Below are 24,386 nucleotides of genomic sequence, written 5' to 3'. Positions count from 1 at the left end.
CTGATACGCTCGACTTCAGCAATATCTCTTACACCGCTTCCTCTGACCATTAAATGTAATATCTTGCCGGTAATACCTGAGTTACATCCTTGATAGCTTAATGCATGATCACCAATAAACTGACGTTTGCAATCTTTGCATTGATGGTTTTGTTTCCCATCTACTTTGATGCCATTTCTCTTTATATTGTTACTTAGACAGGTAGGACATTTGATTTGTAGCGTTATTTTCATACCTCTATTTTATCAAAAGCCATATTGTTTTTTTCAGCATACTTTTTGAAACACCACCAAAGTTTTAAATAGGCGTATAAACTCGCATCTTGCTTGGCTTGATTCGCAAGACACACTTTAAGCCCTTTATCTAGCGTGATAAATCCCTGATCGAAAGCTTGATCCAATAAAGAAGATAAACAAATTCCATTACGCGGATTTCTTCTATGTACCTGATTTTCAGACCAAGGTACGATATGAGAAGCCACTAAAAAGGCTTTGGTCTTAATACCAGAGATCGCACATTGATATTGATAATTAAGTTTAACTTGTAAAGCAAATTCCTGGTGTGGCGAACCGCGAACTTTTACATTGGCATATTGATCTTCAACACTATAATCGAGGATTTCTTGACGTAAATGCGTATCTAACAAAGCATCCTGTTTTTCGCCTATTCCTGCTAATTTAAGTAATCGCCAAAAATCATCTGCCGTGATCTCATTCATGCCATATTGTTGAAAAAAATATTCCCAAGTATTTCCGCGTGGTTTAAAAGTCCATTGAAAATCTTCCAAATCGGACTGCAGAATAGGATCTATAAAACGTATACCATCGATCACTTTCGCAAAGACCGGTTTGGTTCGGCGTTTTTGATGATTTTGAGGAATGGCAGTAGGTGCAATAATCTTGGCTATACGGCCTGCACCATAAAGATAGAATTGATTTTTAATTTCAGAGGCTTTTTGCGGTCGTCGATATAAAAAGAAATCCCCTTCCCTGACTCGATTATATTTAGACTGATCCCAATGATATTCTTTAAAGTCCCGATCTTCATAAACCAGATGATCACTTTTACTATCAAAAATAAAGAATCGGGTATTAGTTAAATCCAGCTGTTGAAAATCCCATAATATATCCACCTGCCCACCCTCTAGAAATTATAATATTCATTTAATTTAATCTTTGAATATTCTCAGAAAACTTCTCTCTAAGAAAGCGTCAATCAGAATTTAGGCATTTTATTTAAGACAATAAAAAAACCCAATAGAATCCTATTAGGGTTTCTTTTAGAACAATGGGGAAATTAAATAATTAAAGAAATTCTTCCAGTACCGAATTTAAAAAGATATGCCCCTGCTCGGTACATGAAAGACGATCTTGATCATCGACCATTAACTTTCTGTCACGCAAAGAACTCAGCAACTCATTCAAGCGATCCAGACTCAGGCCAGTACGTTCTGCATAGAGCTTGGCTTCCACGCCGTGATTTAAACGTAACGCATTCATCATAAATTCAAATGGCATGTCGGCATCTTCAATCCGCTTAAACTGCACATGCTCGGCAGGTACTTTGGCTAAGTAGTCCTTAGGTAAACGGGTTTTCTGGAACCGATACACGCCATCTGTCTGAGTGACTTTGCCATGTGCTCCGGCGCCAATTGCCAGATAATCACCAAACTGCCAGTAATTCAGATTATGTGCTGAAGGCAGTTCTTTACGCCAAGCCGAAACTTCATAGTTGATAAAACCCTGCGCTTTTAAGTAGAGCTCACCCTGCTCCTGAATATCTTCCAATACTTCATCGACAGGCAAAATCGGTTGAGTCCGGAAAAATACCGTATTTGGCTCAATCGTTAGCTGATACCAGGAAATATGTGTAGCACCCTGTTCCACGGCCAATTTTAAATCATGCAAAGCCTGATCCAAGGTCTGTTCAGGCAAACCATGCATCAAGTCGACATTAATGCGCTGAAAGCCGGCTTCACGTGCTAACCCAATGGCAGAAATCGCATCTTCATTGCTGTGAATCCGTCCCAAACGCTTGAGATGCTCGGTATTAAAACTCTGCACCCCAATCGACAGACGGTTAATTCCGGCCTGTAAATAACCGGCAAACGGATCATGTTCGACTGTGCCGGGATTGGCTTCCAGCGTAATCTCACAGCCTTCGGCAAAGGGAATAACGGCTTTGAGCTGATCAAATAACCATTGATAGCCTAGGGCAGAAATCAGTGACGGCGTCCCCCCACCAATAAAGACACTGTGAATCTGCCGGCCTTGGGCAAAATCGACCTGAGTTTTAAAGTCTTCCACCAGTGCTCGTAAATATTCCTGTTCCAATTCCAGTGATAGCTGACCATCCGGAACCGCATGTGAATTGAAGTCACAATAAGGACATTTGCGCACACACCAAGGCATATGAATATATAAGGACAAAGGGACAGCAGCAGGATTCAATTCAGCCAAAGAACTACTCAAAAACGATTACAAGATATAGCGGAATTTTAACATGACTCGGCGGCAACACTGCTAAAATTAAATTTGATCGTGTGATATGTCTAAAAATTTAAATAGAATTAGTCAGTTAAAATTATGAAAATATCTTCTCAATTTATTATTTTACTTCCTTTGGTTTTTGCAATCGGTGTTTTATTGACACTCCAGACTGCAATTAACACACAACTAAAAGAATATTTATATTCTCCTATTCAAGCTGCATTTTTTTCCTTTTTGATTGGTACAATAGTGCTGGCCGTAATCGTACTTTTTCAGTCTAATCCCAAACCCGGTTTACAGGAATTGATAAGTGTTCCCTGGTATTTATGGCTAGGGGGAATCGTGGGTGTATACGCGATTAGTATGAGCATTTATGCAGCGCCCAAACTTGGCTTTCTGGTTCTTAGCGGTCTCATTATTTTTGGTCAGATGGTGATGTCGATGCTGGTCGATCATCTGGGATTGTTGGGTAATGAAAAAATGCCGGTTAACTGGCAACGTCTTTTAGGCGGCGTGGTAATTTTTATTGGTGTGCTTCTCACTTTACAACGCTAAACCTTCTATTTAAGCACATGATCACGATGAGTAATTTTTGTGTCGAATGTTTCACCAGTCACAACCTTTGGTTTTGAATTAAAAAAACTTTTTCATCTGATGCTGCCTATTCTGGTGACTCAATTTTCTCAGGCTGGTCTGGGCCTGATTGATACCATTATGGCCGGTCACCTGTCTGCTACCGATCTTGCCGCGATTGCCGTCGGAGTAGGACTCTGGATTCCGGTGATGCTGCTGTTTAGTGGCATTATGATTGCCACGACGCCTTTGGTTGCCGAAGCTAATGGCGCACGTACACCTAAAAAAATTGCCACCATTGCACGTCAATCACTTTGGGTTGCCCTGATTCTTGGGGTAATTGCCGGCTTGATTCTACAAGTTTTGCCAGCCCTTTTACCTCTCTTGGGTGTACCGGAAAGCTTGCAGCCCAAAGCCGGTTTATTCCTGCATGCGATTGGTTTTGGTATGCCTGCGGTAACCATGTATGCAGCCTTACGCGGCTACTCAGAAGCGATTGGAAATCCTCGCCCGGTCACCGTGATTAGTTTATTGGCGCTGGTTTTGCTGGTTCCGCTGAACTATATCTTTATGTATGGTATTGGCCCTGTTCCGGCCCTGGGCAGTGCAGGCTGTGGGTTTGCCACAGCGATTTTGCAGTGGTTAATGCTCATGACTCTGGCATTGTATATCTTTAAGAATAAGGCCTATCAACGTACCCAGCCTTTTACTCATTGGGAAAAAATCAACCCGGAATGGGTGAAGCGTATTCTGCAACTGGGTTTTCCGATTGGATTGGCGATCTTCTTTGAGGTCAGTATTTTCAGTACAGCAGCAATTGTGCTGAGTCCCTTGGGAGAGACCATTGTCGCTGCCCATCAGATTGCTATTTCTGTCACTTCACAACTGTTCATGATTCCCATGTCACTGGCAATTGCCCTGACCATTCGGGTCGGCACTTACTATGGTGAACAGAACTGGCAAGCCATGCGTAAAGTGCAATATCTCGGCCTGATTACTGCCACTATTCTGGCGATCCTGACCATGATTCTGCTTTGGGTTTTCCGCAATGAAATCGTGGCGCTCTACACCTCAGATATGATCGTGACCCAAATTGCGGTGTATCTGATTCTGTTTGCCATTGCCTATCAGCTGATGGATGCCTGGCAGATCAGTGCGGCAGGTTGTCTGCGCGGCATGCAGGATACCAAGGGGCCGATGTGGATTACCATGCTGGCTTACTGGATCATCGCCTTCCCGGTTGGAGTATATTTATCCCGCTTTACCGAGATGGGCGCTGCCGGTGTTTGGGTTGGCCTGATCGTGGGTTTAAGTGTTGCCTGTGTTTTATTGCTGGCACGACTCTATAGCAATAACAGACGTTTAAGCTTAAAGGTGTAAAAACTTAGCGACTTTCAAGCAATCTTAAATATTGGGTAGGTGACATGGATGTCACCGTTGAGCTGTGATACAGGGAAGTAGCATCAGATCAACGAAACTGTTCTGTTACTTTTGCCATGACAAAAGTAAAAATTGCCGATGCGACAGCATAAAAATAAAAGATGAGAGCATAGCCTTGAGCATTCTAATTTCGATGTAGAAGTTAAGAATTAGCTCCCAAAGCCTCCTTCAATCCTTGTGGAATCTCCGATTCATCCGCCACATCTTTGGTCACCACCTGCCCCACAATTACATCCGTACCATTAAAAGCCATGGTGGGTGAACCATATAGCTCATAACCCTCATTTAAGGCACGGGTCACCCGCGCACAAAAATGCACATCATCCTTCCCAGTAAAATATCGATAGACTTTCATTGAATTTTCTTCATTACAGCAATCTGTTTATTTTAAGCTTTTAGCTATAAAACAACATTCAGAATTAGTACTCGGTCTTATCTAAAACGATGATGGATTCCGGCATATTCTTATAGTTTAAACGCAAGCAATAAAGATAAATCTTTTAACAAATCAAAGATGATGCATTAAACATGGAGAAGCTGAAGGAAATCACAACACAACCTCTACAATTAAATCTAGGCAATTGAACCTTTGTCACCTATGATCAAATACATCCATTCATAGTTGGTTTCAAGGAATCTCGCATGGCAAAAACGGCTAGCACACCCGGTCGTCGCTTTATGAAACTTGCCGGAATGACCGCAAGTATTGCAGGTAAAACCCTCTCCAATTCCATTAAAAATTTAACTGCCGATGACGAGCAGAAAAACACTGCGCGCAGTAAATTATTTCAGGATATTGGTGTGCAGATTGCGGATACCTTGGGGGAAATGAAAGGCGCAGTCATGAAAGTTGGCCAGATCGCCTCTCAATATAAAGACGTTTTCCCGCCCGAAGTCGCTAAAGCCATTGCTAAATTACAGCGTCAGGCGCCACCCATGCCGTTTAAAGAAATTCAGGCACAGGTAGAAAAAGAATTGGGTAAACCTTTACAGCAGCTGTTCCAGCAGTTTGATGAACAGCCATTTGCCGCGGCCTCGATTGGTCAGGTGCATAAAGCCACTCTACCGAATGGCCAGCAAGTTGTAGTCAAGGTGCAATATCCTGGTGTGGATGAAGCCTGCGAAAGCGACCTGAAGCAAGTTCGTCTGGCACTGCGCATGATGGGCGTATTAAAGATTGATCGTAAACTTCAAGATCAATTATTTAAAGAAATTCAGCACAGTCTGGACAATGAGTTGAACTATGAAATTGAAGCCCAGAATCTGGAAATCGCCCGTGCCTTCCATGAATCTCTGGATAGTAAAATTATAATTCCGAAAGTGTTTCATGAGTACTCTTCACGTCATATTCTGACTTTGAGCCAGGAGCTTGGTGAAAGTATCGAAACTGCCAGCACCTGGCCACTCGAAACCAGAAATGCTTTAGGTCGCCGCCTATTCCGCGCCATTGGCCAGGAAATTTTTTATCTTAAACGCTTTCACTGTGATCCACATCCGGGCAACTTTGCATTTCGTGAAGATGGTTCTGTGATTGTTTATGATTATGGTGGCGTTAAAACCTTATCGACTGAAGTGATTGGACATTTTAGGGAACTGATCCATGCTGCACGCGAGAAGAATATTCCCGTGATTGAGCAACAGCTGGATGCGCTGCATTCCTTGACTGAAACTGGAAAATTCCCGAAAGAATTATATGAACAATGGCTGGAAGTGCTCATGCGTCCTCTGGTCACTCACTATGATTTTGCCGAAAACTCAGCGCATCATGATGGGATGGAACTGCTGAAACCTTCCTTAAAATACTGGGATGTATTTAAGCCCTCTCCTGATACCTTGATGGTGAACCGGACAATTTCAGGACAATACTGGAACCTGATTCATCTCAAAGTACATGATGATTTAAGTGATGTATTTGAAGAACTGGTACCGAGTCGAAGCTAAGTTGAGACGATTGGCTTACACGCTGTAACCCTAGATTACTTGAAATATTAAATGTTACATTATAACATTTAATCAAGAATCCTGAGGAAGTTAGATATGCGTTCAGATATCCATCCCGAGTATCGTGAAGTGTTATTCCATGATACCAATGCCGATGCCTATTTCGTGATTGGCAGCACAATGAACTCGAGCCAAACTAAAGAATATCAAGGTAAAACATATCCTTATTTAACACTAGATATTTCGAGTGCATCACATCCTTTCTATACGGGTGAGCAACGTCAGACCAGCAATGAAGGACGTGTGGCAAGCTTTAACAAACGTTTTGGCCGCTTTAAACGGGGCTAAAACCGAAAACCCTCAGTTACCTTAAGATTTAAATCGTGGTTTATGTCAGGAAATGACCTCCAATTTCCTGACTTTTTTATGCGCTTATTTTAACTCTGTGCCAATACGATTGAAGTTAAATAAAAGCCCAGCGCCAGAACAATAATGCCGACAATTAAGCTGGATAATGCATATAACAGCGCTAGGCCCATAGCACCTTGCTTGAATAACAAAAAGCTTTCCAGACCGAAACTGGAAAATGTGGTAAAACCACCGAGAATTCCCACCATTAAAAACAGACGAGCTTCTTGTTGGAGTACTGGATACTTTTGGCTACAGGCAAAAAAAATCCCGGCACATAAACAGCCCAGAATATTGATCCACCAGGTGGGCCAAGGAAATTGCATTTGTGGTTTGAACAGCCAAAGTCCGGCTGCATAACGCAAACTGGCACCGATTGCCCCACCCATTGCCACCCAAAGCCAGCCCATATTTTTTTCCTGTTCTATTTATTGATCAAGTTTATTTTATCCAAAGTTTCATATTCATCATGGATAATTTTCACTGTTATCTTGAACCGAAAATCAATGAAATACCATGGAACTTCGCAAGAAAATTGCTATATTTATTGCATCCAATTTTCATGAATGGCACAGGAAAAACAGCATGGCACAGGATTTATTGGCCCAGTTGGCAGCAGGCGAAGCAAAATTTGCAGATGTGATTACTTATATCGAATCGCGTTATACGCATACACCGACTGCATTTAAAAATGGCCAGCAGAATAATGCGGCCACAGAAAACCAGGGCAGCGCCAAAGTCTTTTCTTTTGCACAATTAAATGGTCTGGATCAGGCACAGACCTTAAGCCTGTTTGCTGAGCATTATGCTTCTGTATTGGCAACGCCAGAGGCGACTGATCATCAGAATATCCGCCAGTTTATGCTCAATGGCTGGGATGGAATTGCCTTTGAAGGTCAGGCTTTAACTGCGAAGTAAGTACTAGGCAGATAAAAAACCGCTCAAAGGAGCGGTTTTTTATCTGCAACTCAGAAGCGTGCATGAAGTATGTTTTAGCTTTTACCGACTTTTTCGATCCATTTAATGGAACTGACGCGGAAGACCTCACAAGCACCATCACCCGTATCGGTCGGAGTTAAAGACGATTTCCAGACCAGATCTTTGTCACGCACTTCAACCAGTTCCCCTTGCATACGCACCAGATCGCCACGCTTTACCTTTTTAATTGCCTTAGCAATTTCAGGGTTAGCGGGAATGATATGCATATTGGACACCATCTGCTTGGCTTGTTCTACCGGCACTGGCACCCGATCCATTTTCCAGTTCAAATAGCGGTCATATTGATTGACCGTGATATGTCGAGCAATTTCAGGTTCGGCAAACAGCCCCCAACTGACAGCATAATCAATCGGAGAGAATTTGGCTTGCGGGTCAGAACTATAAACCTTGGAACCCAGAATACGAAAATCACCTTTAAAAGGCTGCAAGACCGAAATTGACTGGCCTTTAACGACGGGAGGCAAACCTTTGGCTATATTGTGGTCGACCGAGCTATAGCCCGAAATAGGCAGCAACAGGCTGGCCAGCAAAGCATAATGTTTAACGTATTTGAACATAATTTTTAATCTAATCCTAATCAAGTTGATCAAACGTTTTAAGGATATCTTCCTTGATCTTACGGATTTTTTAATGAATAAACAGTTGAACTTGGTAACAAACTGCAGGTATTTAGTCAGCTCGAGATATGCCCGTCATTTTATTTTTCAGTTAAGCTAGAACGTATTTCCATCAAATTAAAATAACTCAAATGCTATATAAACTTTATCAACAACATATCTTTCCGCATCTGCTGAATCAGGTGATGCAAACACCATCCTTGATGGACTTGCGTCGTGAACTGCTTTTGGATATTTCCGGTGAAGTACTGGAAATTGGTTTTGGTACCGGCCTGAATCTTCCTTTTTATCAATCGGTTGATAAGGTCTATGCGCTGGAACCAAACCCGGCGATCTTCAAACTGGCAGAAGCGCGGATTCAACAGGCCGCTTTTCAGGTCGAGCATATTCAGGCCAGCGCAGAAGCTTTGCCTTTTGCCGAAAATAGTGTGGAAAATATTGTGTCTACCTGGACGCTTTGTAGTATTGCAGAGCTGGAACAGAGCCTGCAGGAAATTTACCGTGTGCTACAACCGGGTGGGACTTTACATGTGGTCGAACATGTTCTGAATCAACAAAATTTGAATATTCAGCGTCTGCAACATTTGTTCAACCCCATTCAAAAGAAAGTCGCTGATGGCTGTCATCTGAATCGGGATATTGAAACCGCCTTGCTGGAAACCGGTTTTGAAATAGAAAGCTTAAGTTATGTAGATGCAGAAGGTATTCCGAAGATTGGCCAACGCATGTTGTTAGCACGGTTTCGTAAACCACAAGGCTAATTCACTACTCTCTTGTATTTAGTGCTGCTGGACGTGGGTTACTTGCAGCAACTGACAATGAGCACGATATTCAGAGCCTGTTCCAACCCGGAATTCTTGTCCAGTTGTGCCTGAATGAACTGTTACCAGATCACCAGTGAGCGTGATTTTCTGCTCCGATTTTAACCGGCGAATCTGATCGGCAATTTTTTCAGTGGCAGCAATCAGACTAAAATGCTGCACATGCGTATTGACGAAGTCACGCTCCGCTTTACTGGTTTGTCCTTCGAGCTGATAGCAGCGTTTTGCTTCATCAAACTCCAATGTTGCCTGCATGGCCGGCAGCGGTTGAGTCAGCAATATCACATCAATATTGCTGAGATAGGCCAGATCATTAAAATGCCCAACCACTGGGCTGGCCTGATGCAGCACCCGACGATCAGGTTTTACGAAACGGTGATCATGCACAATATAGGTCGCTGAAATGCGCTTGACCGGTTCTACCTGAAAGTTTTTAAGTACGCCTTTTTCTTGCAAATGCGGAATGGCACGAAAAAACTCATTCCAGACCCAAAGTCCAAGCATAAACAGCAGCGCAGTGATCAGTAATTTTTTCATAATTTTTATTCTTCACTGGATTTTGGTCAATCCTGAAAATCAATCCGAATGGTTTCAAAACGTACCCGCCCTTCCTGAACCGCTCGGGCAATGGCTTGCTGGCCTTTGGTCAGACGTGCTCCGCCACTTTTAATGTCAATCAAAACCACTTCAATATCTTCAGCGTCGCCTTCGCCATCACGAAAATCGGTATAGCCATCAAAGACCACATAATCCACCGGATCACCCAGAAACTTAGCATCACTCGGCAGATATTGAAATTCCGGCATGATCGGCGCGAGCTGTTCCGCCATTTTTCCTTTGAGAACGGCACGGCTGGTATTCACGCTGCGTTTTTGCGCGGCAATGAGGGACTGCTGATGCTCTAGTTCCAGCTCGGCAATATATTGCTCATATTCGGCCTTGATCCGTCCATTACGCGTCTGACTTAAAATAATAGTGGTCAATACCACCCCGATACATGTGCCAATCAGCATGGCCATCCATATGGACATTCAATCTTCCTAATTTGCCTGATTTTTATAGCATCGCATTCGACTGAAGTTGAGGACTTCGGCCATTTGCATACTTGAAAAGAATGATATGCTAGGCCGGAACAGAATAAAATCACCTTGAGTCATGAAAACAATTTTAGTTGCGAATCAGAAAGGCGGTTGTGGTAAGACCATGACAGCTATTAGTTTGGCGTCAGCACTCGCACAAAAGGGTTATAAGGTGGCATTGGCCGATGCCGACAACCAGAAATCAACTTTGCAATGGCTCAAGCATCGTCCGGCACAGGCAGCACAGATCCAAAGTCTGGACTGGCGCAATAGCAAGTCCATTGGTGATGCACCGAAGCAGATCGAATACCTGATTATTGATGCACCAGGTGCTTTGACCGATGATCATGCCGAACAGCTGATCAGTGAAGCACATGCGATTATCATCCCGATCCAGCCTTCTTTTTTTGATATCGATTCGACCCGCCGTTTTCTCAAACATTTGCAGGACATCAAACGCATCCGTAAGGGCAAGGTTGAAATTTTACTTTTGGCCAATCGCACCAAAGCAAATGCAGCCAGCAATCAGGACATACAGCAGTTTTTTGACAAGATCGACCAGCAGCCAGTGGCCTGGATTTCGGAACGTGCTCCTTATAGCCGACTGGCTATGGAAGGCCTGTCCGTCTTTGATAAGCCTCAGAAAATCTACCGGGAACTGCAGGCTCAATGGCAACCGGTACTGAATGCCATTATTGATGATCCGAGTCAGTGGTTTTGAGTCAATCATCTGAATCGTGGTATAGCTTTGGGAAAATAATCTCGCTACTTGGCTAGCTATCATTTTCGATCGCTTTTTTTTCAGTTAATATGCCTGAACACGACCTAAAAAATGAGTCATTAAATTCAGTGCAACAGTACGCGCCTACATTACAAAAAGTCTTATTATTTGGATTGTTCTTTATCCTGATTTTTTTGAGTTTTCATATACTCAAGTATTTCATCATTCCTGTAGTTTGGGCTGCCATTATTGCCTATATGACTTGGCCCTTGTATCAGTCGGTGTTACGCCTGTGCGGCAATCGACCGACACTAAGCGCAACCGTAATGATCTTGGCCGTGATACTGGTCTTTGGTCTGCCGTTTATTTTCGCCATTTTCATGCTGCAGCACGAAGGTCGTAACCTGTATTTTGAATTGCAGCGACAGGTTTTTTCCGGTCACCTGAATGTCCCTGATTTTATTCGCGGGCTTCCGATTGTCGGCAAGGAAATTACCCGAACCTTAAATGAAATCAATACTGATCCGCAGAGTATTGCACTGTCAGTATCGACCTGGATTCAAGGTCATCTGAATTACGGCAAAGTGGTGTTGAACGAAGTCAGCAAAAACATCTTTAAATTATGTTTTGCGGTGCTTTCGCTGTTTTTCTTTTACCGTGATGGTCAGACCATTTTAAATCAAGTGCGTAAAGCCTTTGAAATGGTGGTTGGTCCACGTGTACATCATTATTTTTCTACCATCTCTGCAACTACACGTGCCGTGGTCTATGGGGTTGGTTTGACTGCGATTGCACAGTCCTTATTGGCAGGCTTGAGCTATTTTGTCGCAGGTGTGCCGAATCCGATGGTTTTAACCATTGTGACCTTTATTTTTGCCCTGATTCCCTTTGGCCCACCTCTCGCCTATAGTGCGGTGGCGCTATGGCTGTTTTCACAAGGACAAACCATTGAAGCCATTGGGGTCATGGTGTGGGGTGTCTGTATTGTCAGTACTGCCGATAACGTCATTCGTCCACTGGTGATTTCTGGCGCAACCCAGATTCCTTTCCTGCTGATCATGTTTGGAGTCTTGGGTGGTATTGCCAGCTTTGGTCTGGTCGGGGTGTTTATTGGCCCGGTGATTCTGGCTGTGCTGCTTGCAATCTGGCGTGAATGGTTACATGAAAGTAATCTGAATGAACCTTTAATGATGCCTAAAGCCACCATGGCACATGAGATTGATCCGGAAACACAAGACACACCGCCCAACGCACCTTAAAGCATAGATAGAATCGACTTAAACAAAACAAAACATTTAAGTACTGATTCTATATAGAGCTTCTGATCTTGCTCTGTTTAAATGAATCCACAAAACAGAATAAAGATCAGGATGCCAAAATCATGTCTTCATTGTTTAAAATTACGACACTTTGCGCGTTAAGCGCCGCACTTTTTACCGGTTGTGCATCAACCTCTCCATCAAATGAAGTGGTCAGAGCAGTGACTGTGAATGCTGTAACTGCTCAAGGTGTGGGCCAAGAGATTGGTACCGTATTACTCAGTGACAGCCCAGCCGGTCTGGTTATTCGTACCAACCTGAAACAACTTCCTGCGGGTGAACGCGGTTTCCATATTCATGAAAATGGTTCATGCGCGCCTGCCATGAAAGACGGCAAGATGGGCGCAGCACTGGCTGCAGGTAGCCATTACAATCCAAATCAGGCACCGCATCACGGTACGCCAGTGACCGGTCACTTAGGTGATTTACCCGCATTGAAAGTCAATACTGACGGAACTGCACGTGTGACCCTGCTTGCGCCACGTCTGAAATTGGCTGATGTTCAGGGTCGTGCGATTATGGTTCATGCCGGTGGCGATAACTATTCCGACAACCCATTACCCTTGGGCGGCGGCGGTGAACGTATTGCCTGTGGTGTGATCTAAACACCTTCATGCCAATGACTAAATAGAAAAAACGGGCACTATGCTCGTTTTTTTCATGGATTTTTCTTTTATTTTGGCGTCTAAATTGCATTCAGAACTTTGCGTTTTTACTTTCCGGATCCTGTCCTTGTGAATGCTGCCCGACCTGCGACTGCTACTTTTGTTAAAATTATAAAACCTGTCCTGCTGCCCTTTCAGTCCAGTGCGCTGATGACTTATTGCCTGCAGATCCTGCTGGTGTTTTTAGGTACCACTTTCGGTCTGAAATTTCTGGGTTATGAGTTCTTGATCGTTCCAGTAACGTTAGGGGCTATTGCCACGGCACTGACTGATTTTGATGATCGGCTAAGCCTGCGTTTGCGCAACCTGTTACTGGTCATCATTCTGTTTTTTAGTGTCAGCAGCATTCTGGAATTTCTTGCTCCGCATAAATTCTGGTTTGCACTGTGGCTGTCACTGTCGAGTGCACTGTTTATTCTAATGGGTGCATTAGGCCAACGTTATGCCACAATTTCATTTGGCACCATTTTACTATCAATCTATACCATGTTCGGCTTGGGCGAATATCAGCACTGGTATGAACAGCCGCTTTATTTTGTCATTGGGGCGCTATGGTACGGCCTGACGTCTATTCTATTTTTTCTGCTGCGTCCTACCTTGCGGGTTCAGGAAAATCTTGCACAAAGCTTGCAGCACATGTCGGATTTACTGCTGAGTAAAGCCAAACTGTTTGATCCGGATCAGCACCCGAATGTCGAAAACCTGCTCTATGAGTTGTCAATAAAAAATACTTTAGTCATTCAGAGTTTTAACCGCAGCAAAGATTCGCTATTGACCCGACTCAAAGCTTCTCGTGCCAATCGCAATACCATTTACTGGCTGAATCTGTATTTTCTGATGCAGGATATTCATGAACAGGCCACAGCCAATTATCTGCATTATGAACAGATCGAACAGCATTTTAGCCGCACTGACCTGATTTTCCGGATTCAAAAAAATATCCGTCTGCAAGCCCTTGCCTGTCAGCATCTGGCAGACTGTGTGCTGCGCAATGAAAAATTTTATCTGTCTACAGATGATGAACAAGCATTGAAACATTTACAGGAATCGATGCAGGATTGGATTGCCCAGCATCCACAGAATATTGAAGTTAAAAATTTACAGCTGATTCTGGCCAATCTGCTGAGTGTGCATGAGCAGTTACAACACCTGCATGATCAACAGGCGCTGTATAAACCACGCTATCAGCAGCATTTTGATGACCTGAGTCTGTTTGATGATGATATTCGCGATAGCACAGATCTCTGGCTGAAACTCAAACCGCACTTAAGTCCAAAATCGGCACTCTTTCGGCATGCGGTGCGGATTGCCATTGTGTTTCTAGTCGGCTATGCCATTTCATTATTACCCTTTGCGAAAAATGGCTATTGGATTTTACTGACCAGCCTGTTTGTCTGTCAGATCAGTTATTTTGCCACCCAAAGCCGGCTCAAATTGCGGACGCTCGGAACATTATTGGGGGTCATGCTGGGTGTTCCCATTCTGTATTTTGTACCAAGTGTCGAAGGTCAATTACTCCTGACAGTAATTTTTGGTGTTGGTTTTTTCTATTTACGTTCCAAAAAATATGCCATGGCCACTCTCATGGCGACATTGATGGTGCTCCTGATTTTTAACCTGAAAGGTGCCGGTTACGCGATCATTTTACCTCGTATCATTGATACCCTCATAGGCTGTCTGATTGCATGGATGGCAGTCAGCTGGATCTGGCCTGACTGGAATTTTCGTAATATTTCCAGCAATATTAAAAAGTCATCGCTTGCTACGCTGGACTATTTTGCTGCAGCGGTCGAACAATATCAAAACGGTAAAGATAACAGCATTACTTACCGGACTGCACGACGTCTGGCCCACAATGCACAGATTGATTTATCCAGCATGATTTCAAGCCTGAGTACCGAACCGAATCCAGATCCGCAACTGGTTAAAAGTGCCTTTCGCTATCTGGTCTATAGCCATAGCCAGCTCAGTTATATTGCAGCATTGGGGAGTCACCGTGAGCAGGTTACTGATGCACAAATTCTGGATTTAATGCGCTGGTGCCAGCACACCTTAACTGGGGTATTACTGCAACAACAGCCTTTAGATACCTACGACATTGATCATAAACTGGCAGGAATTCAACGCTTAAGTACCCAGAAAAACCTGTCAGCACATCTGCTTTTGGTGCTGAAACAGATCAGTTTATTACTGGAAACCTTACCGGAATTACTAAAATTACGTCATGAATTACTAGGTGCCGAGATTAAATAACCAACTGCTTTACTTAGTTATAACTTATTAAAAATGTTGAATATATCTTTATTTTTAAGATTCAATATTCAGGTGATATTCGGTACACTCAAAACTAATTCGGTTAAATCAATATGTATTATGAACATCAAAACTTTGCGTCTGGTCGGTTTACTTGAAGGGATTTCATTCCTGCTGCTGTTATTTATCGCGATGCCAGTGAAATACATGCTGGATAATCCGATTTTAGTGAAATATGTCGGCATGGGTCATGGCGTACTGTTTGTGCTATTTCTGGTGGTGTTATTTGCGGTATGTGAAAAACAGAAATGGTCTCTCAGCATGTTTGTGATGGGTTTAATCGCTTCGATTCTACCTTTCGGTCCATTCCTGTTTGATATGAAACTGAAGAAGCTGGAACAGCCCGCTGAAGCTTAATTGTAGAATCCTAATATAATTAGATCAGTCAAAAGAAAATTCTCTCTCCCTTTGGGAGAGAGTTAGAGAGAGGGAACTTATTAAATACTTAACCTCACCCTAGCCCTCTCCTAAAAGGAGAGGGAAATTCAATACTGAACATATGATTTCAATAATTTATAATTTCCCTTAATAAGGAATCAAAACTCCCCACGCTCCTGTCTTTCCAGCATTAACTGTTTGAGTTGCATGCGTGGCAAAGTAAACCACAGTGCAATCAGAATCAAAGAGGCAACACAATAGGCCCAAATATCATAGGCTTCATATGCCATTCGTACTGCTTCAATCACTACAAAAAAGCTGAGCATCAGGATAATAGAAACCGTCGCGGCCACCGTGCCTTTGGACACTTCAGAAGACATCAGTGCAAAACGGTACAGTACCGAAAAACTTACACCCTCACCGAGACTGATACAGGTGGTACCGATAATCAGGCAATGGACAAAATACTCTGGAATCAATAAGCCCAACATCAATAAACCTGCACCTAACAGCATCAATGGCAGACCCAATAATACGGTTTTACCCAGCGGCATTTTATCGATTATTTTCAGCAAAATCAGATTACCTGCAATTAGGCCGCCCAAGACCGGAAACTGCGCCAGACCATATTGCACACTACTGAATCCAAATTGCTCGACCAGAATCACCGGGGACAAGGCAATCCATAACATCAAGGGCAAACTCACCAAAGGCAAGGCTACAGTCATGATCACAAAGCGTTTATTTTTTAGAACCTGTTTAAAGTCATCCAGAATATAGCTGACCGGCTGTCTGGGAATACTGACTTTCAGATTTGGCATTTTGGCTTTCAGGCCAAACCAGCTCAGAAATGAAAGAAATGCGATACCGATAAAACCCCAATGCCAGGAGATATGATCAATCATAAAGGCACCCAGCACTGGTCCTAGCAAGGGTGCCAGCAAAGACACATTGGCCATCAGTGCCATGACTTTGATGGCATCACGTTCTTCAAAGCTTTCCTGAATGGCGGCATAACCAACCGCGGTAATAAAGGACAGGCCAAAACCCTGTAAAAAGCGCAGGAATAAGAAACTTTCGATATTGGGTGTCAATAAAATAGCCAGACAGCTGATAGTAAAAAATGCCACACCGCCGAGTAGTACCGTTTTACGTCCAAGACGATCGGACAAAGGCCCCAAAATTGCTGCAACAAATGCCCCGCCCAACAGGAAAAAGGACATGGAGGATGGTGCCCATGAACTACTCACGCCAAAATCACGGGTAATCGCCAGCATGGCCGGCTGAATCAGGTCATTACAGATATAGACTGAGAATTCAAATAGGACCAGTGCCAGCGGGAACATGAGTGTGGCACGGGTCAGTTTTTGGGTTTGGATTTTTTGCATGGGAGTTTTTATTGTCAGTCTGCCCGTTTTAACAGACTGAACTTTGTCTAAAATAGAAAGAAGAAATTTTAGCAGAGTCCTGTTTTTAAGTCCGTTCTCTTTTTTAATGACCTAATCAAAATATTATTTTTGCTTTTAGCGACTTGAAACCAAATTATCTAATTCATAAAAATTATTGAAAAGCCGTGAAATGAAAAGTACTTATAATCATTACAAATCAAGGGAGGATACATTATTCATCTATATTCTAATAATTTATAAAAATCAAATAGACTCTACTGAATTCCACTCTTGAAACCATTTTTCTTTTCTAACATTTTCAAAATGAAGAATTTGTTCTACCAAGTCTATAATTAGTTGATCAATATCTTTTGCTATTGAATATCCTAGCGTTATTTTTGAAATACTCCCACTTTTTAATTGGTCACTACAGTCTAATCTAGAGGAATGATAGTTAGCCCTATCCATGATAAATTGATCAATATAATTAACATGTCCTTCTGTTGAAAAATGATCTTGAGGAAAAAATCTTACTAAGCTTAGCCAACAGAATCTTAAAAACCAGATTAAGTCTTCATTACCTTTCATCATATTAAGAGTGATTCCGCTATCCCAATTGATATGACAGTTTAAATACACTTCTCTTTTCAAATTAGGTAAAGAAAAAATAAAATTTTGATCTGCCTCTAGTTCACTATCTTTCTCACGATACAATAATTTTTCTCGTAGGATTTTTTCTGATTTTCTTTTATCGTAGTTGGTATAAAACCTATTTAGATAGAATAATAAGAGTGAAGCTAAAAATCCTCCAATTACGCCAATTGTAGCGGCTAATATATTTGAGTCCATTAACTCCCCCTTCCCAAAGCAAAAAGCGCACCCTCTAGATACGCTTTTACCCAAAATCTGCCTAAATACCAAACACTATTATGGACAGACCGCTTTCTGGAAAGTCTTGGTATTTGCCCCACGTGCACAACGATAAAACTTCTCGGTATTTTGCAGCATCCAGCTACTATCTTCCCGTTTAAAATAATAAATGGTCTGTACTGAGCGTACCGAATCATCCATTAACCCAGTTTCAGTGACTTTGACCTGTCCAATCGTGGGCGACTCTACCTTGTCAAAGAACTGCCGTAATTCAACCGTTGCCAGTTCCTTACGCAAATCCGGTCTTAATTGTAAAACCTGTTCCAAAGGCGTATCCGAAGATGACTGTACCTTTGCAATGACCTGTTGAGCAGTTGCACAGCCTGAACCCAATATACCAAAAGCGAGAGTTGCGACTGTCAATAACCTGAACATATTATTTAACCCTTTATCGTCATTCTTATTCCAACCCATCATGCCGAGCTTCTTCGTACAAAACCATTTAGACTCTGTAACTGTATTTACACAGCAATAAAAAAGCGCACCTTTCGATGCGCTTTTTTCAATTCCGACCGATTAAAGATCGAAAAGTTTACCCGGGTTCATGATGCCATTTGGATCAAACACTTTTTTCAGGGCTTTCATATATTCAATTTCTTCCGCAGAACGTGAATATTCAAGATATGGCTTTTTGGTCATGCCTACACCATGTTCCGCAGAAATTGAACCGTCATATTTTTTCACGGTATCAAAGACATACTTGTTCACCACCTGACATTTGGCAAAGAATTCATCTTTAGACAAATCAGCAGGTTTTAAGATATTCAGGTGCAAGTTACCGTCACCGATATGACCAAACCAGCAGATTTCAAAGTCTGGGTAATTCGCCGACACAATTGCATCAATTTCTTTAATAAATGCAGGAACGTGCGTGATCAGAACGGAAATGTCATTTTTGTATGGAATGAACGGCGCAATAGATTCTGAAATATCTTCGCGTAAACGCCATAAGCTTTCTACCTGATCCAGACTTTGGCTCATCACGCCGTCCAATACCCAGCCTTGTTCCATGCAATGCTCAAAGATTTCCATCGCCTTGTCCATAATCGGCTCAAATGGCGCTTCAAACTCAAGCAATACATAGAATGGGCATTCAGTTTCAAATGGACGTTGCACGTGACCATGGGCCAAGACTTTCTGCATCGCCAGTTCACCAAAGAACTCAAATGCGGTTAAATCAATTTTCGCCTGGAAGGCATGCAATAACGGCATAATTGCATCAAAGTCAGGCACACCCAGTACCATCACTTGCAGGTCTTGCGGTTGACGTTCAAGCTTGATTTCCGCTTCAGTCACCAGACCCAGCGTCCCTTCACCACCGATGAATAAATGTTGTAGCGCATAACCGGTTGCATTCTTGATCATGCCTTTATTCAGACGCAATACATCGCCCTTACCTGTGACAACCGTCAGGCCAAGCACCCAGTTACGGGTCATGCCGTATTTAATCACTTTAATGCCGCCAGCATTGGTGCCGATATTACCGCCAATTTGCGATGAACCTGCTGAAGCAAAGTCGACTGGATAATACATGCCCTGCTCTTCAGCATAGTTCTGCAACTGTTCAGTCACCACACCTGCCTGTACACGCACCATGCGGTCTGCCGGGAAGAATTCCAGAATCTGGTTCATCTTGTCCATGCTGACCACGATCTCGCCATTGGCTGCGACTGCACCTGCAGAAAGACCGGTACGACCACCCGATGGAGTCACTGCAACGTTAAATTGGTTTGCCAATTTTACGATGTCTTGAACTTGCTCAGTTGACGACGGAAAAACGACGACTGACGGGTTTGGATCAAAGTGCTTCGTATGATCGCGACCCCAATTCTGGAGGCTGTCCGTATCGGTTTTAATACGGTTTTCACCCACAATTGCAGTCAATTGGGTCAATAACTCAGGGGTTAAAGCGACTGGAGCATTCATCGTTTGCAGACCTAGCATGATTTAAACAAGAGAGACTTCGCTGGTTCATTTGCACAATTTTTACGCATAAAAACATGGATACAAATCAGGCGAAACATGATTATTAAAGCACCGGATCACGCTGCTTTAAAAGCATGGCGCAATATTATAAGCTATTTTTTGGTGTTTCCCGCGAAAAATGACAATTTTGATAATATACCTTTGAAAATGCAGATTTAAATCAAACACCATGATCATTATTATCAATATATCTTGCCAGAATAGCTGATGTGAGCGTCATTAAGGAAATGTATAAGTGCGCTTTTCCTGTGCTATTATACCGCGACTAAATTTGGCCTTTGTAGCGGAGCCGTAATGAGCCAACATCTATCTCTACCTAAAGATAAAATCCGTTTCTTGTTGTTAGAAGGCGTTCACCAGAATGCAATCGACACTCTAAATGCTGCTGGATATACCAACATCGACTATCGTAAAACTGCGCTTGAGGGTGAAGCGTTGAAAGAAGCGATTAAAGATGCTCACTTCGTCGGTATTCGTTCCCGTACTCAATTGACTGAAGAAGTCTTTGAAGCTGCGAACAAACTGATTGCTGTCGGTTGTTTCTGTATCGGTACCAACCAGGTGAACCTGGACGCTGCAATGCGTCGCGGTATTCCAGTCTTTAACGCACCTTACTCAAATACGCGTTCAGTGGCTGAACTGGTATTGGCAGAAACTATTCTTCTTCTGCGCCGTGTACCTGAAAAATCAACAGATACACATGCAGGGGGCTGGAACAAATCGGCTGTCGGTTCATTCGAAACACGTGGTAAAACTTTAGGTATCGTAGGTTACGGTTCAATCGGTTCACAACTTTCTGTACTGGCTGAAAGCCTAGGCATGAAAGTAACCTACTATGATGCAGTCACAAAACTACCTTTAGGTAATGCACGTCAAGTCGGCTCTATGGGCGAATTACTTGCCAATGCAGATGTGGTTACTCTACACGTTCCGGATCTGCCATCTACTCGTAATTTCTTTGGCAAAGAACAGTTTGCGCAAATGAAAGAAGGTTCAATCTTCCTGAATGCGGCACGTGGTACCTGTGTTGTGATCGAAGACCTGGCAGATGCGATCAAATCTGGTCACATTGCTGGTGCTGCGGTTGACGTATTCCCGAAAGAACCTAAAGCGAACGGTGAAGAATTTGTTTCTCCACTGCGTAACCTGCCAAACGTGATCCTAACTCCGCACGTGGGTGGTTCGACCATGGAAGCGCAAGCGAACATCGGTCTGGAAGTAGCTGAGAAATTTGTAGCTTACTCTGACAAGGGTATGACGCTTTCTGCGGTGAACTTCCCAGAAATCGCATTGCCGTTGACTGAAGGCAAACATCGTTTACTGCACATCCACCAAAATATTCCGGGCGTGTTGTCTAAAATCAACAACCTGTTTGCTGAACAAGGCATCAACATCTCTGGTCAGTCACTGATGACTAAAGGCGATGTCGGTTACCTGGTGATGGATGTCGATGCTGCTGCATCTCATGAAGCACTTGATATGCTTTCGAATGTTGAAGGTACAATCCGCGCACGCGTATTGTTCTAATTCAAGATTTCAAAAACACCACAGCTCTCGGGCTGTGGTGTTTTGTTTTTTAAGGTTTTTATTTTAAACCTTTTTCAGCTGATGCTGCTCTTCCGCTATTCGAGAAATCGAAACCTATTTAGTCATGCTGAATTTTAAAATTGCACCTATTGTGCAAGCGCCGCTGATTTTGCTGATCGCCATGATCAGTATGCAAAGCAGTGGTTCCTTTGCCAAATATCTGTTCGGTCAGTTTCCCATCCTGACTGTTTCCGCAATGCGTCTGCTGTTAGGCGCTATGATTTTGGCGCTGATTTTTAAAATTTGGCAAATCCATTTCAGACAGATCAAGTGGCCGGCCATTATCAGTTATGGCCTTGCTCTGGCTGGTATGAACCTGCTGTTTTATCTATCTATTAATCGCCTGCCGCTGGGAATTGCCGTCTCTTTTGAATTCATTGGCCCCTTAAGTGTTGCCCTGTTTTATGCACGTCAGAAATTTGACTTTATCTGGGTCGGACTGGCAATTCTAGGTCTCATTCTACTGTTCCCTTTTGATCAGGCTGCCCAGCCACTTGACCCGATCGGGATTGCATTCGCCCTGGGTGCTGGTGCCTGCTGGGCCTTATATATCGTTGCCGGCCAAAGACCTTCAGGCATTTCTGGCAATCATACTGTCTGCCTAGGCATGTTTGTCGGCATGCTGGTTTTGATGCCGATTGCGCTCTTTGCAGGCATGCCGGCATATACTTTTGAACCGATGAGTTTGCTGTATTTTGTGGCTTTGGCTGTGTTGGCCAGTGCCCTGCCTTTCACTCTGGAAATGATTGCACTGCGTAATTTAAGCGCACTGAGTTTCGGCACCTTGATGAGTTTGGAACCCGCTATTGCCGCACTCTCGGGGCTGATCTTTCTAGGCGAAACCTTGTTGTGGACACAGTGGCTGGCATTGGCCACGATTATCAGTGCTTCGGTAGGCTGTACGGTGACGACCCAAAGAAAGAAATCTTGAATAAAAATAAAGGCGCTAGAGCGCCTTTATTTAAGATCACTTATTTTCAAATTTTAACGTGGTGTTGCGTCTTTAATCGCAGTATTTAATACAGTCGCTGCTGTCGCATTATAGCCATCACATCCAGAGGCAAGCTGATCATACATATATTCTGTCCATTTGATCATTAAAGAAGTTACACCTTCTTGTTTATTCAAGTCATCCAAGGCAGCCTGTCTTGATTGAGCAATATAGTCGTCATGATCAATATGTTCCCCATGTTCCGAGAAATCAACTGAATAAATTCCACCTTGGTATTCGATCGCACCGAAATATTTGTAATATTGCATAGCAGCATCTTTATATTCGGCCTTTTTATATTTTAAGCCAGCCATGGTGCCATCTATAATAGCTTCTGCCATTTCCTGGACAGAGCTTTGTGCCTGCCATTCAGCAAGTGTGCTAAAGCCAGTTTTTACTTCCGGATCAAATTCAATATATTCTTCTTCAGGATGTTCAGCCAGAAGACGGAAACATTTAGATCCATTTGGGAATTTGCGGGCCTTTTGCAAATCGACAAAACTGGTTGCAAACTCATTATAGTATTTACGCTCAGCTGTCGTATTATCACTGTTAAAGAACACTCTGGTCGCAGGATCATCATACATTTTCACCACAGCAATATTGGTACGTTCAGTTAATGCTTTCCCTGATAAGTCATACCACGCTATGTGTCGATGATTGCTGATATTGTTCTCTGGTATCGTCACAGGACGACTCTTAAATTGAGTCGTCGTATTTTCTAATATTTTTTCTAGCTTATAACCTAATGTCGTAAGTGTACGATCTGTAGGGAACACGCCTTGCTCTGTGACATAAATTGGAAAAACCATATCCTCTTCAATCGCATATTCAGTATCAACAGCGCTGTTATCATCCGCATATAATATGCCGTCAGTAATTTTATTTTTATGACTGGCTAATAGAAGTTTTTGCGATTCCATCTCTGATCCATCAATATTCGGTAAGTTGAATTGATAGTTATAGAATTCCGAAATGGTGTCTGATGCTCCATCACCCGGGGTTCCAGGATTGGTGGGTGCCGGTTGACTAGTGACTGGTCCATTATTATCAGAACTATCGGAACCACCACCACATGCTGCCAGCATGCAGCTAAAAATGGCGCAAGAGAGTATTCTTAATTTCATTATTATCTACCTTAATTATTTGATATTGTTATTTTAATGCTGTCCCGAAACACGGGATCTAAGATGTTTTCATTGTTATTTTAAAACTAACCCGAATCACGAGGTCTAAGATATTTTAATAAATATAAAAACAAGATCAATTTAAAAATTGATTAATTTGTAACCGCAATTACATAGAAGGTTAACTTTGAATTTAAAATCTTTAGGTATTTGATCGGGCCAAAACTTAACTTGATTGAATCAAAATTTGGTGGTGTATCAAAAAGTATGCTAAAAAAAAGCAGGTTGAATTTTGATAAAATAGAGAAATGCAAATAACTCTAGAAATCAAATGTCCAACCTGCCTCAGTGACAGTATAAAGAAAAATGGCATCAAAGTAGATGGGAAACAAAACTACCAATGCAAAGACTGCAAACGTCAGTTTATTGGTGACCATGCTCTGAGCTATCTAGGATGTAATTCTGGCATTACTCGTAAAATATTACAGTTAATGGTCAGAGGCAGCGGTATACGAGATATCGCTGAAGTTGAGCGCATTAGTATCGGTAAAGTCTTACGGACTTTAACTGAATCGGCCTATCAAATTCAGCCTAAACAAAGTCATTATGAATCT

27 protein-coding genes are annotated in these 24,386 nt (G+C 42.7%); 14 read left to right on the top strand and 13 right to left on the bottom strand.

Annotated features, from left to right (window positions below):
* From ACNPNW_RS01435 to hemW, 3 genes are all read right to left on the bottom strand, one after another.
* Positions 1-233, bottom strand: a 233-nt coding sequence (locus tag ACNPNW_RS01435; RefSeq protein ID WP_448766429.1) for a transposase-like zinc-binding domain-containing protein, incomplete at its 3' end; no start/stop codon positions are given.
* On the bottom strand, positions 230-1,132 hold the full coding sequence (locus ACNPNW_RS01430) for an HNH endonuclease (protein ID WP_005263794.1): 903 nt from the start codon (positions 1,130-1,132) through the stop codon (positions 230-232). The genes ACNPNW_RS01430 and ACNPNW_RS01435, both read right to left, overlap by 4 nt.
* Before the next feature lie 172 nt (positions 1,133-1,304).
* Positions 1,305-2,459 (bottom strand): radical SAM family heme chaperone HemW, encoded by a 1,155-nt coding sequence (gene hemW / locus ACNPNW_RS01425; RefSeq protein WP_448766428.1) that lies wholly within the window; start codon positions 2,457-2,459, stop codon positions 1,305-1,307.
* Positions 2,460-2,585: 126 nt separating this feature from the next.
* Between hemW and ACNPNW_RS01420 the strand changes: the two genes are divergently transcribed.
* Entirely contained in the window at positions 2,586-3,044 is a 459-nt protein-coding gene (locus ACNPNW_RS01420; protein ID WP_004732334.1) for a DMT family transporter, read from the top strand.
* Positions 3,045-3,083: 39 nt separating this feature from the next.
* Positions 3,084-4,442 carry an MATE family efflux transporter gene (locus tag ACNPNW_RS01415; RefSeq protein WP_448766427.1) on the top strand — a complete coding sequence of 453 codons (1,359 nt, stop codon included), beginning with the start codon at positions 3,084-3,086 and terminating at the stop codon, positions 4,440-4,442.
* 202 nt (positions 4,443-4,644) lie between these two features.
* Here the strand turns inward: ACNPNW_RS01415 and ACNPNW_RS01410 are convergent, their stop codons facing one another.
* Positions 4,645-4,857 carry a DUF1737 domain-containing protein gene (locus ACNPNW_RS01410; RefSeq protein WP_005108569.1) on the bottom strand — a complete coding sequence of 71 codons (213 nt, stop codon included), beginning with the start codon at positions 4,855-4,857 and terminating at the stop codon, positions 4,645-4,647.
* A 287-nt stretch (positions 4,858-5,144) separates the two neighbouring features.
* Between ACNPNW_RS01410 and ACNPNW_RS01405 the strand changes: the two genes are divergently transcribed.
* Entirely contained in the window at positions 5,145-6,443 is a 1,299-nt protein-coding gene (locus ACNPNW_RS01405) for an ABC1 kinase family protein (protein ID WP_005263799.1), read from the top strand.
* A 96-nt stretch (positions 6,444-6,539) separates the two neighbouring features.
* Positions 6,540-6,791, top strand: coding sequence for a type B 50S ribosomal protein L31 (locus tag ACNPNW_RS01400; protein WP_148335024.1), 252 nt, complete (start codon positions 6,540-6,542; stop codon positions 6,789-6,791).
* 89 nt (positions 6,792-6,880) lie between these two features.
* On the opposite strand, the gene crcB is transcribed toward ACNPNW_RS01400, so the two are convergent.
* Entirely contained in the window at positions 6,881-7,261 is a 381-nt protein-coding gene (gene crcB, locus ACNPNW_RS01395; RefSeq protein ID WP_005101255.1) for a fluoride efflux transporter CrcB, read from the bottom strand.
* Between the two features lie 175 nt (positions 7,262-7,436).
* Here crcB and ACNPNW_RS01390 point away from each other — a divergent pair, with 175 nt between their 5' ends.
* Entirely contained in the window at positions 7,437-7,769 is a 333-nt protein-coding gene (locus ACNPNW_RS01390) for a HopJ type III effector protein (protein ID WP_005101257.1), read from the top strand.
* A 74-nt stretch (positions 7,770-7,843) separates the two neighbouring features.
* On the opposite strand, the gene ACNPNW_RS01385 is transcribed toward ACNPNW_RS01390, so the two are convergent.
* Positions 7,844-8,407, bottom strand: a complete 564-nt coding sequence (locus ACNPNW_RS01385) for a hypothetical protein (RefSeq protein WP_004281559.1) — start codon at positions 8,405-8,407, stop codon at positions 7,844-7,846.
* 191 nt (positions 8,408-8,598) lie between these two features.
* Between ACNPNW_RS01385 and ACNPNW_RS01380 the strand changes: the two genes are divergently transcribed.
* A complete protein-coding gene (locus ACNPNW_RS01380) occupies positions 8,599-9,228 on the top strand; it encodes a class I SAM-dependent methyltransferase (RefSeq protein WP_039902536.1) in 630 nt (209 codons plus the stop codon).
* 18 nt (positions 9,229-9,246) lie between these two features.
* Here ACNPNW_RS01380 and ACNPNW_RS01375 read toward each other — a convergent pair whose 3' ends face one another.
* Together ACNPNW_RS01375 and ACNPNW_RS01370 are read right to left on the bottom strand one after the other, a co-directional pair.
* Positions 9,247-9,825, bottom strand: coding sequence for a hypothetical protein (locus ACNPNW_RS01375; protein ID WP_448766426.1), 579 nt, complete (start codon positions 9,823-9,825; stop codon positions 9,247-9,249).
* A gap of 26 nt (positions 9,826-9,851) precedes the next feature.
* The gene (locus ACNPNW_RS01370; RefSeq protein ID WP_148335026.1) at positions 9,852-10,319 is read right to left on the bottom strand and encodes a Holliday junction resolvase-like protein; all 468 of its coding nucleotides are present in this window, start codon (positions 10,317-10,319) and stop codon (positions 9,852-9,854) included.
* A gap of 124 nt (positions 10,320-10,443) precedes the next feature.
* Here ACNPNW_RS01370 and ACNPNW_RS01365 point away from each other — a divergent pair, with 124 nt between their 5' ends.
* The 5 genes from ACNPNW_RS01365 to ACNPNW_RS01345 all read left to right on the top strand — a co-directional run bounded on the left by ACNPNW_RS01365 (position 10,444) and on the right by ACNPNW_RS01345 (position 15,742).
* Entirely contained in the window at positions 10,444-11,088 is a 645-nt protein-coding gene (locus ACNPNW_RS01365; protein WP_004281566.1) for a ParA family protein, read from the top strand.
* 128 nt (positions 11,089-11,216) lie between these two features.
* On the top strand, positions 11,217-12,347 hold the full coding sequence (locus ACNPNW_RS01360) for an AI-2E family transporter (protein WP_004281568.1): 1,131 nt from the start codon (positions 11,217-11,219) through the stop codon (positions 12,345-12,347).
* Between the two features lie 122 nt (positions 12,348-12,469).
* On the top strand, positions 12,470-13,012 hold the full coding sequence (sodC, locus tag ACNPNW_RS01355) for a superoxide dismutase family protein (protein WP_004732359.1): 543 nt from the start codon (positions 12,470-12,472) through the stop codon (positions 13,010-13,012).
* Positions 13,013-13,141: 129 nt separating this feature from the next.
* On the top strand, positions 13,142-15,325 hold the full coding sequence (yccS, locus tag ACNPNW_RS01350) for a YccS family putative transporter (protein ID WP_448766425.1): 2,184 nt from the start codon (positions 13,142-13,144) through the stop codon (positions 15,323-15,325).
* Positions 15,326-15,445: 120 nt separating this feature from the next.
* Positions 15,446-15,742 (top strand): DUF3817 domain-containing protein, encoded by a 297-nt coding sequence (locus ACNPNW_RS01345; RefSeq protein WP_253175363.1) that lies wholly within the window; start codon positions 15,446-15,448, stop codon positions 15,740-15,742.
* 179 nt (positions 15,743-15,921) lie between these two features.
* On the opposite strand, the gene craA is transcribed toward ACNPNW_RS01345, so the two are convergent.
* The 4 genes from craA to ACNPNW_RS01325 all read right to left on the bottom strand — a co-directional run bounded on the left by craA (position 15,922) and on the right by ACNPNW_RS01325 (position 20,007).
* Positions 15,922-17,151, bottom strand: coding sequence for a chloramphenicol efflux MFS transporter CraA (craA, locus tag ACNPNW_RS01340; protein WP_448766424.1), 1,230 nt, complete (start codon positions 17,149-17,151; stop codon positions 15,922-15,924).
* A 264-nt stretch (positions 17,152-17,415) separates the two neighbouring features.
* A complete protein-coding gene (locus tag ACNPNW_RS01335) occupies positions 17,416-18,000 on the bottom strand; it encodes a hypothetical protein (RefSeq protein WP_114541843.1) in 585 nt (194 codons plus the stop codon).
* Between the two features lie 78 nt (positions 18,001-18,078).
* Positions 18,079-18,456 carry a hypothetical protein gene (locus ACNPNW_RS01330; protein ID WP_448766430.1) on the bottom strand — a complete coding sequence of 126 codons (378 nt, stop codon included), beginning with the start codon at positions 18,454-18,456 and terminating at the stop codon, positions 18,079-18,081.
* A 141-nt stretch (positions 18,457-18,597) separates the two neighbouring features.
* Positions 18,598-20,007 (bottom strand): D-2-hydroxyglutarate dehydrogenase, encoded by a 1,410-nt coding sequence (locus ACNPNW_RS01325; RefSeq protein ID WP_448766423.1) that lies wholly within the window; start codon positions 20,005-20,007, stop codon positions 18,598-18,600.
* Positions 20,008-20,361: 354 nt separating this feature from the next.
* Here ACNPNW_RS01325 and serA point away from each other — a divergent pair, with 354 nt between their 5' ends.
* Together serA and ACNPNW_RS01315 are read left to right on the top strand one after the other, a co-directional pair.
* Positions 20,362-21,594 (top strand): phosphoglycerate dehydrogenase, encoded by a 1,233-nt coding sequence (gene serA / locus ACNPNW_RS01320; protein WP_004281578.1) that lies wholly within the window; start codon positions 20,362-20,364, stop codon positions 21,592-21,594.
* Positions 21,595-21,718: 124 nt separating this feature from the next.
* Entirely contained in the window at positions 21,719-22,585 is an 867-nt protein-coding gene (locus ACNPNW_RS01315; RefSeq protein ID WP_448766422.1) for an EamA family transporter, read from the top strand.
* A 53-nt stretch (positions 22,586-22,638) separates the two neighbouring features.
* Here the strand turns inward: ACNPNW_RS01315 and ACNPNW_RS01310 are convergent, their stop codons facing one another.
* Positions 22,639-23,772, bottom strand: coding sequence for a hypothetical protein (locus tag ACNPNW_RS01310; RefSeq protein WP_448766421.1), 1,134 nt, complete (start codon positions 23,770-23,772; stop codon positions 22,639-22,641).
* Positions 23,773-24,080: 308 nt separating this feature from the next.
* On the opposite strand from ACNPNW_RS01310, the gene ACNPNW_RS01305 reads away from it, so the two are divergent.
* A partial coding sequence (locus ACNPNW_RS01305; RefSeq protein WP_448766420.1) for a transposase-like zinc-binding domain-containing protein occupies positions 24,081-24,386 on the top strand: 306 nt, incomplete at its 3' end.

This window comes from Acinetobacter endophylla (assembly GCF_053543775.1).
This window is presented reverse-complemented; position numbering and strand designations above follow the sequence as displayed.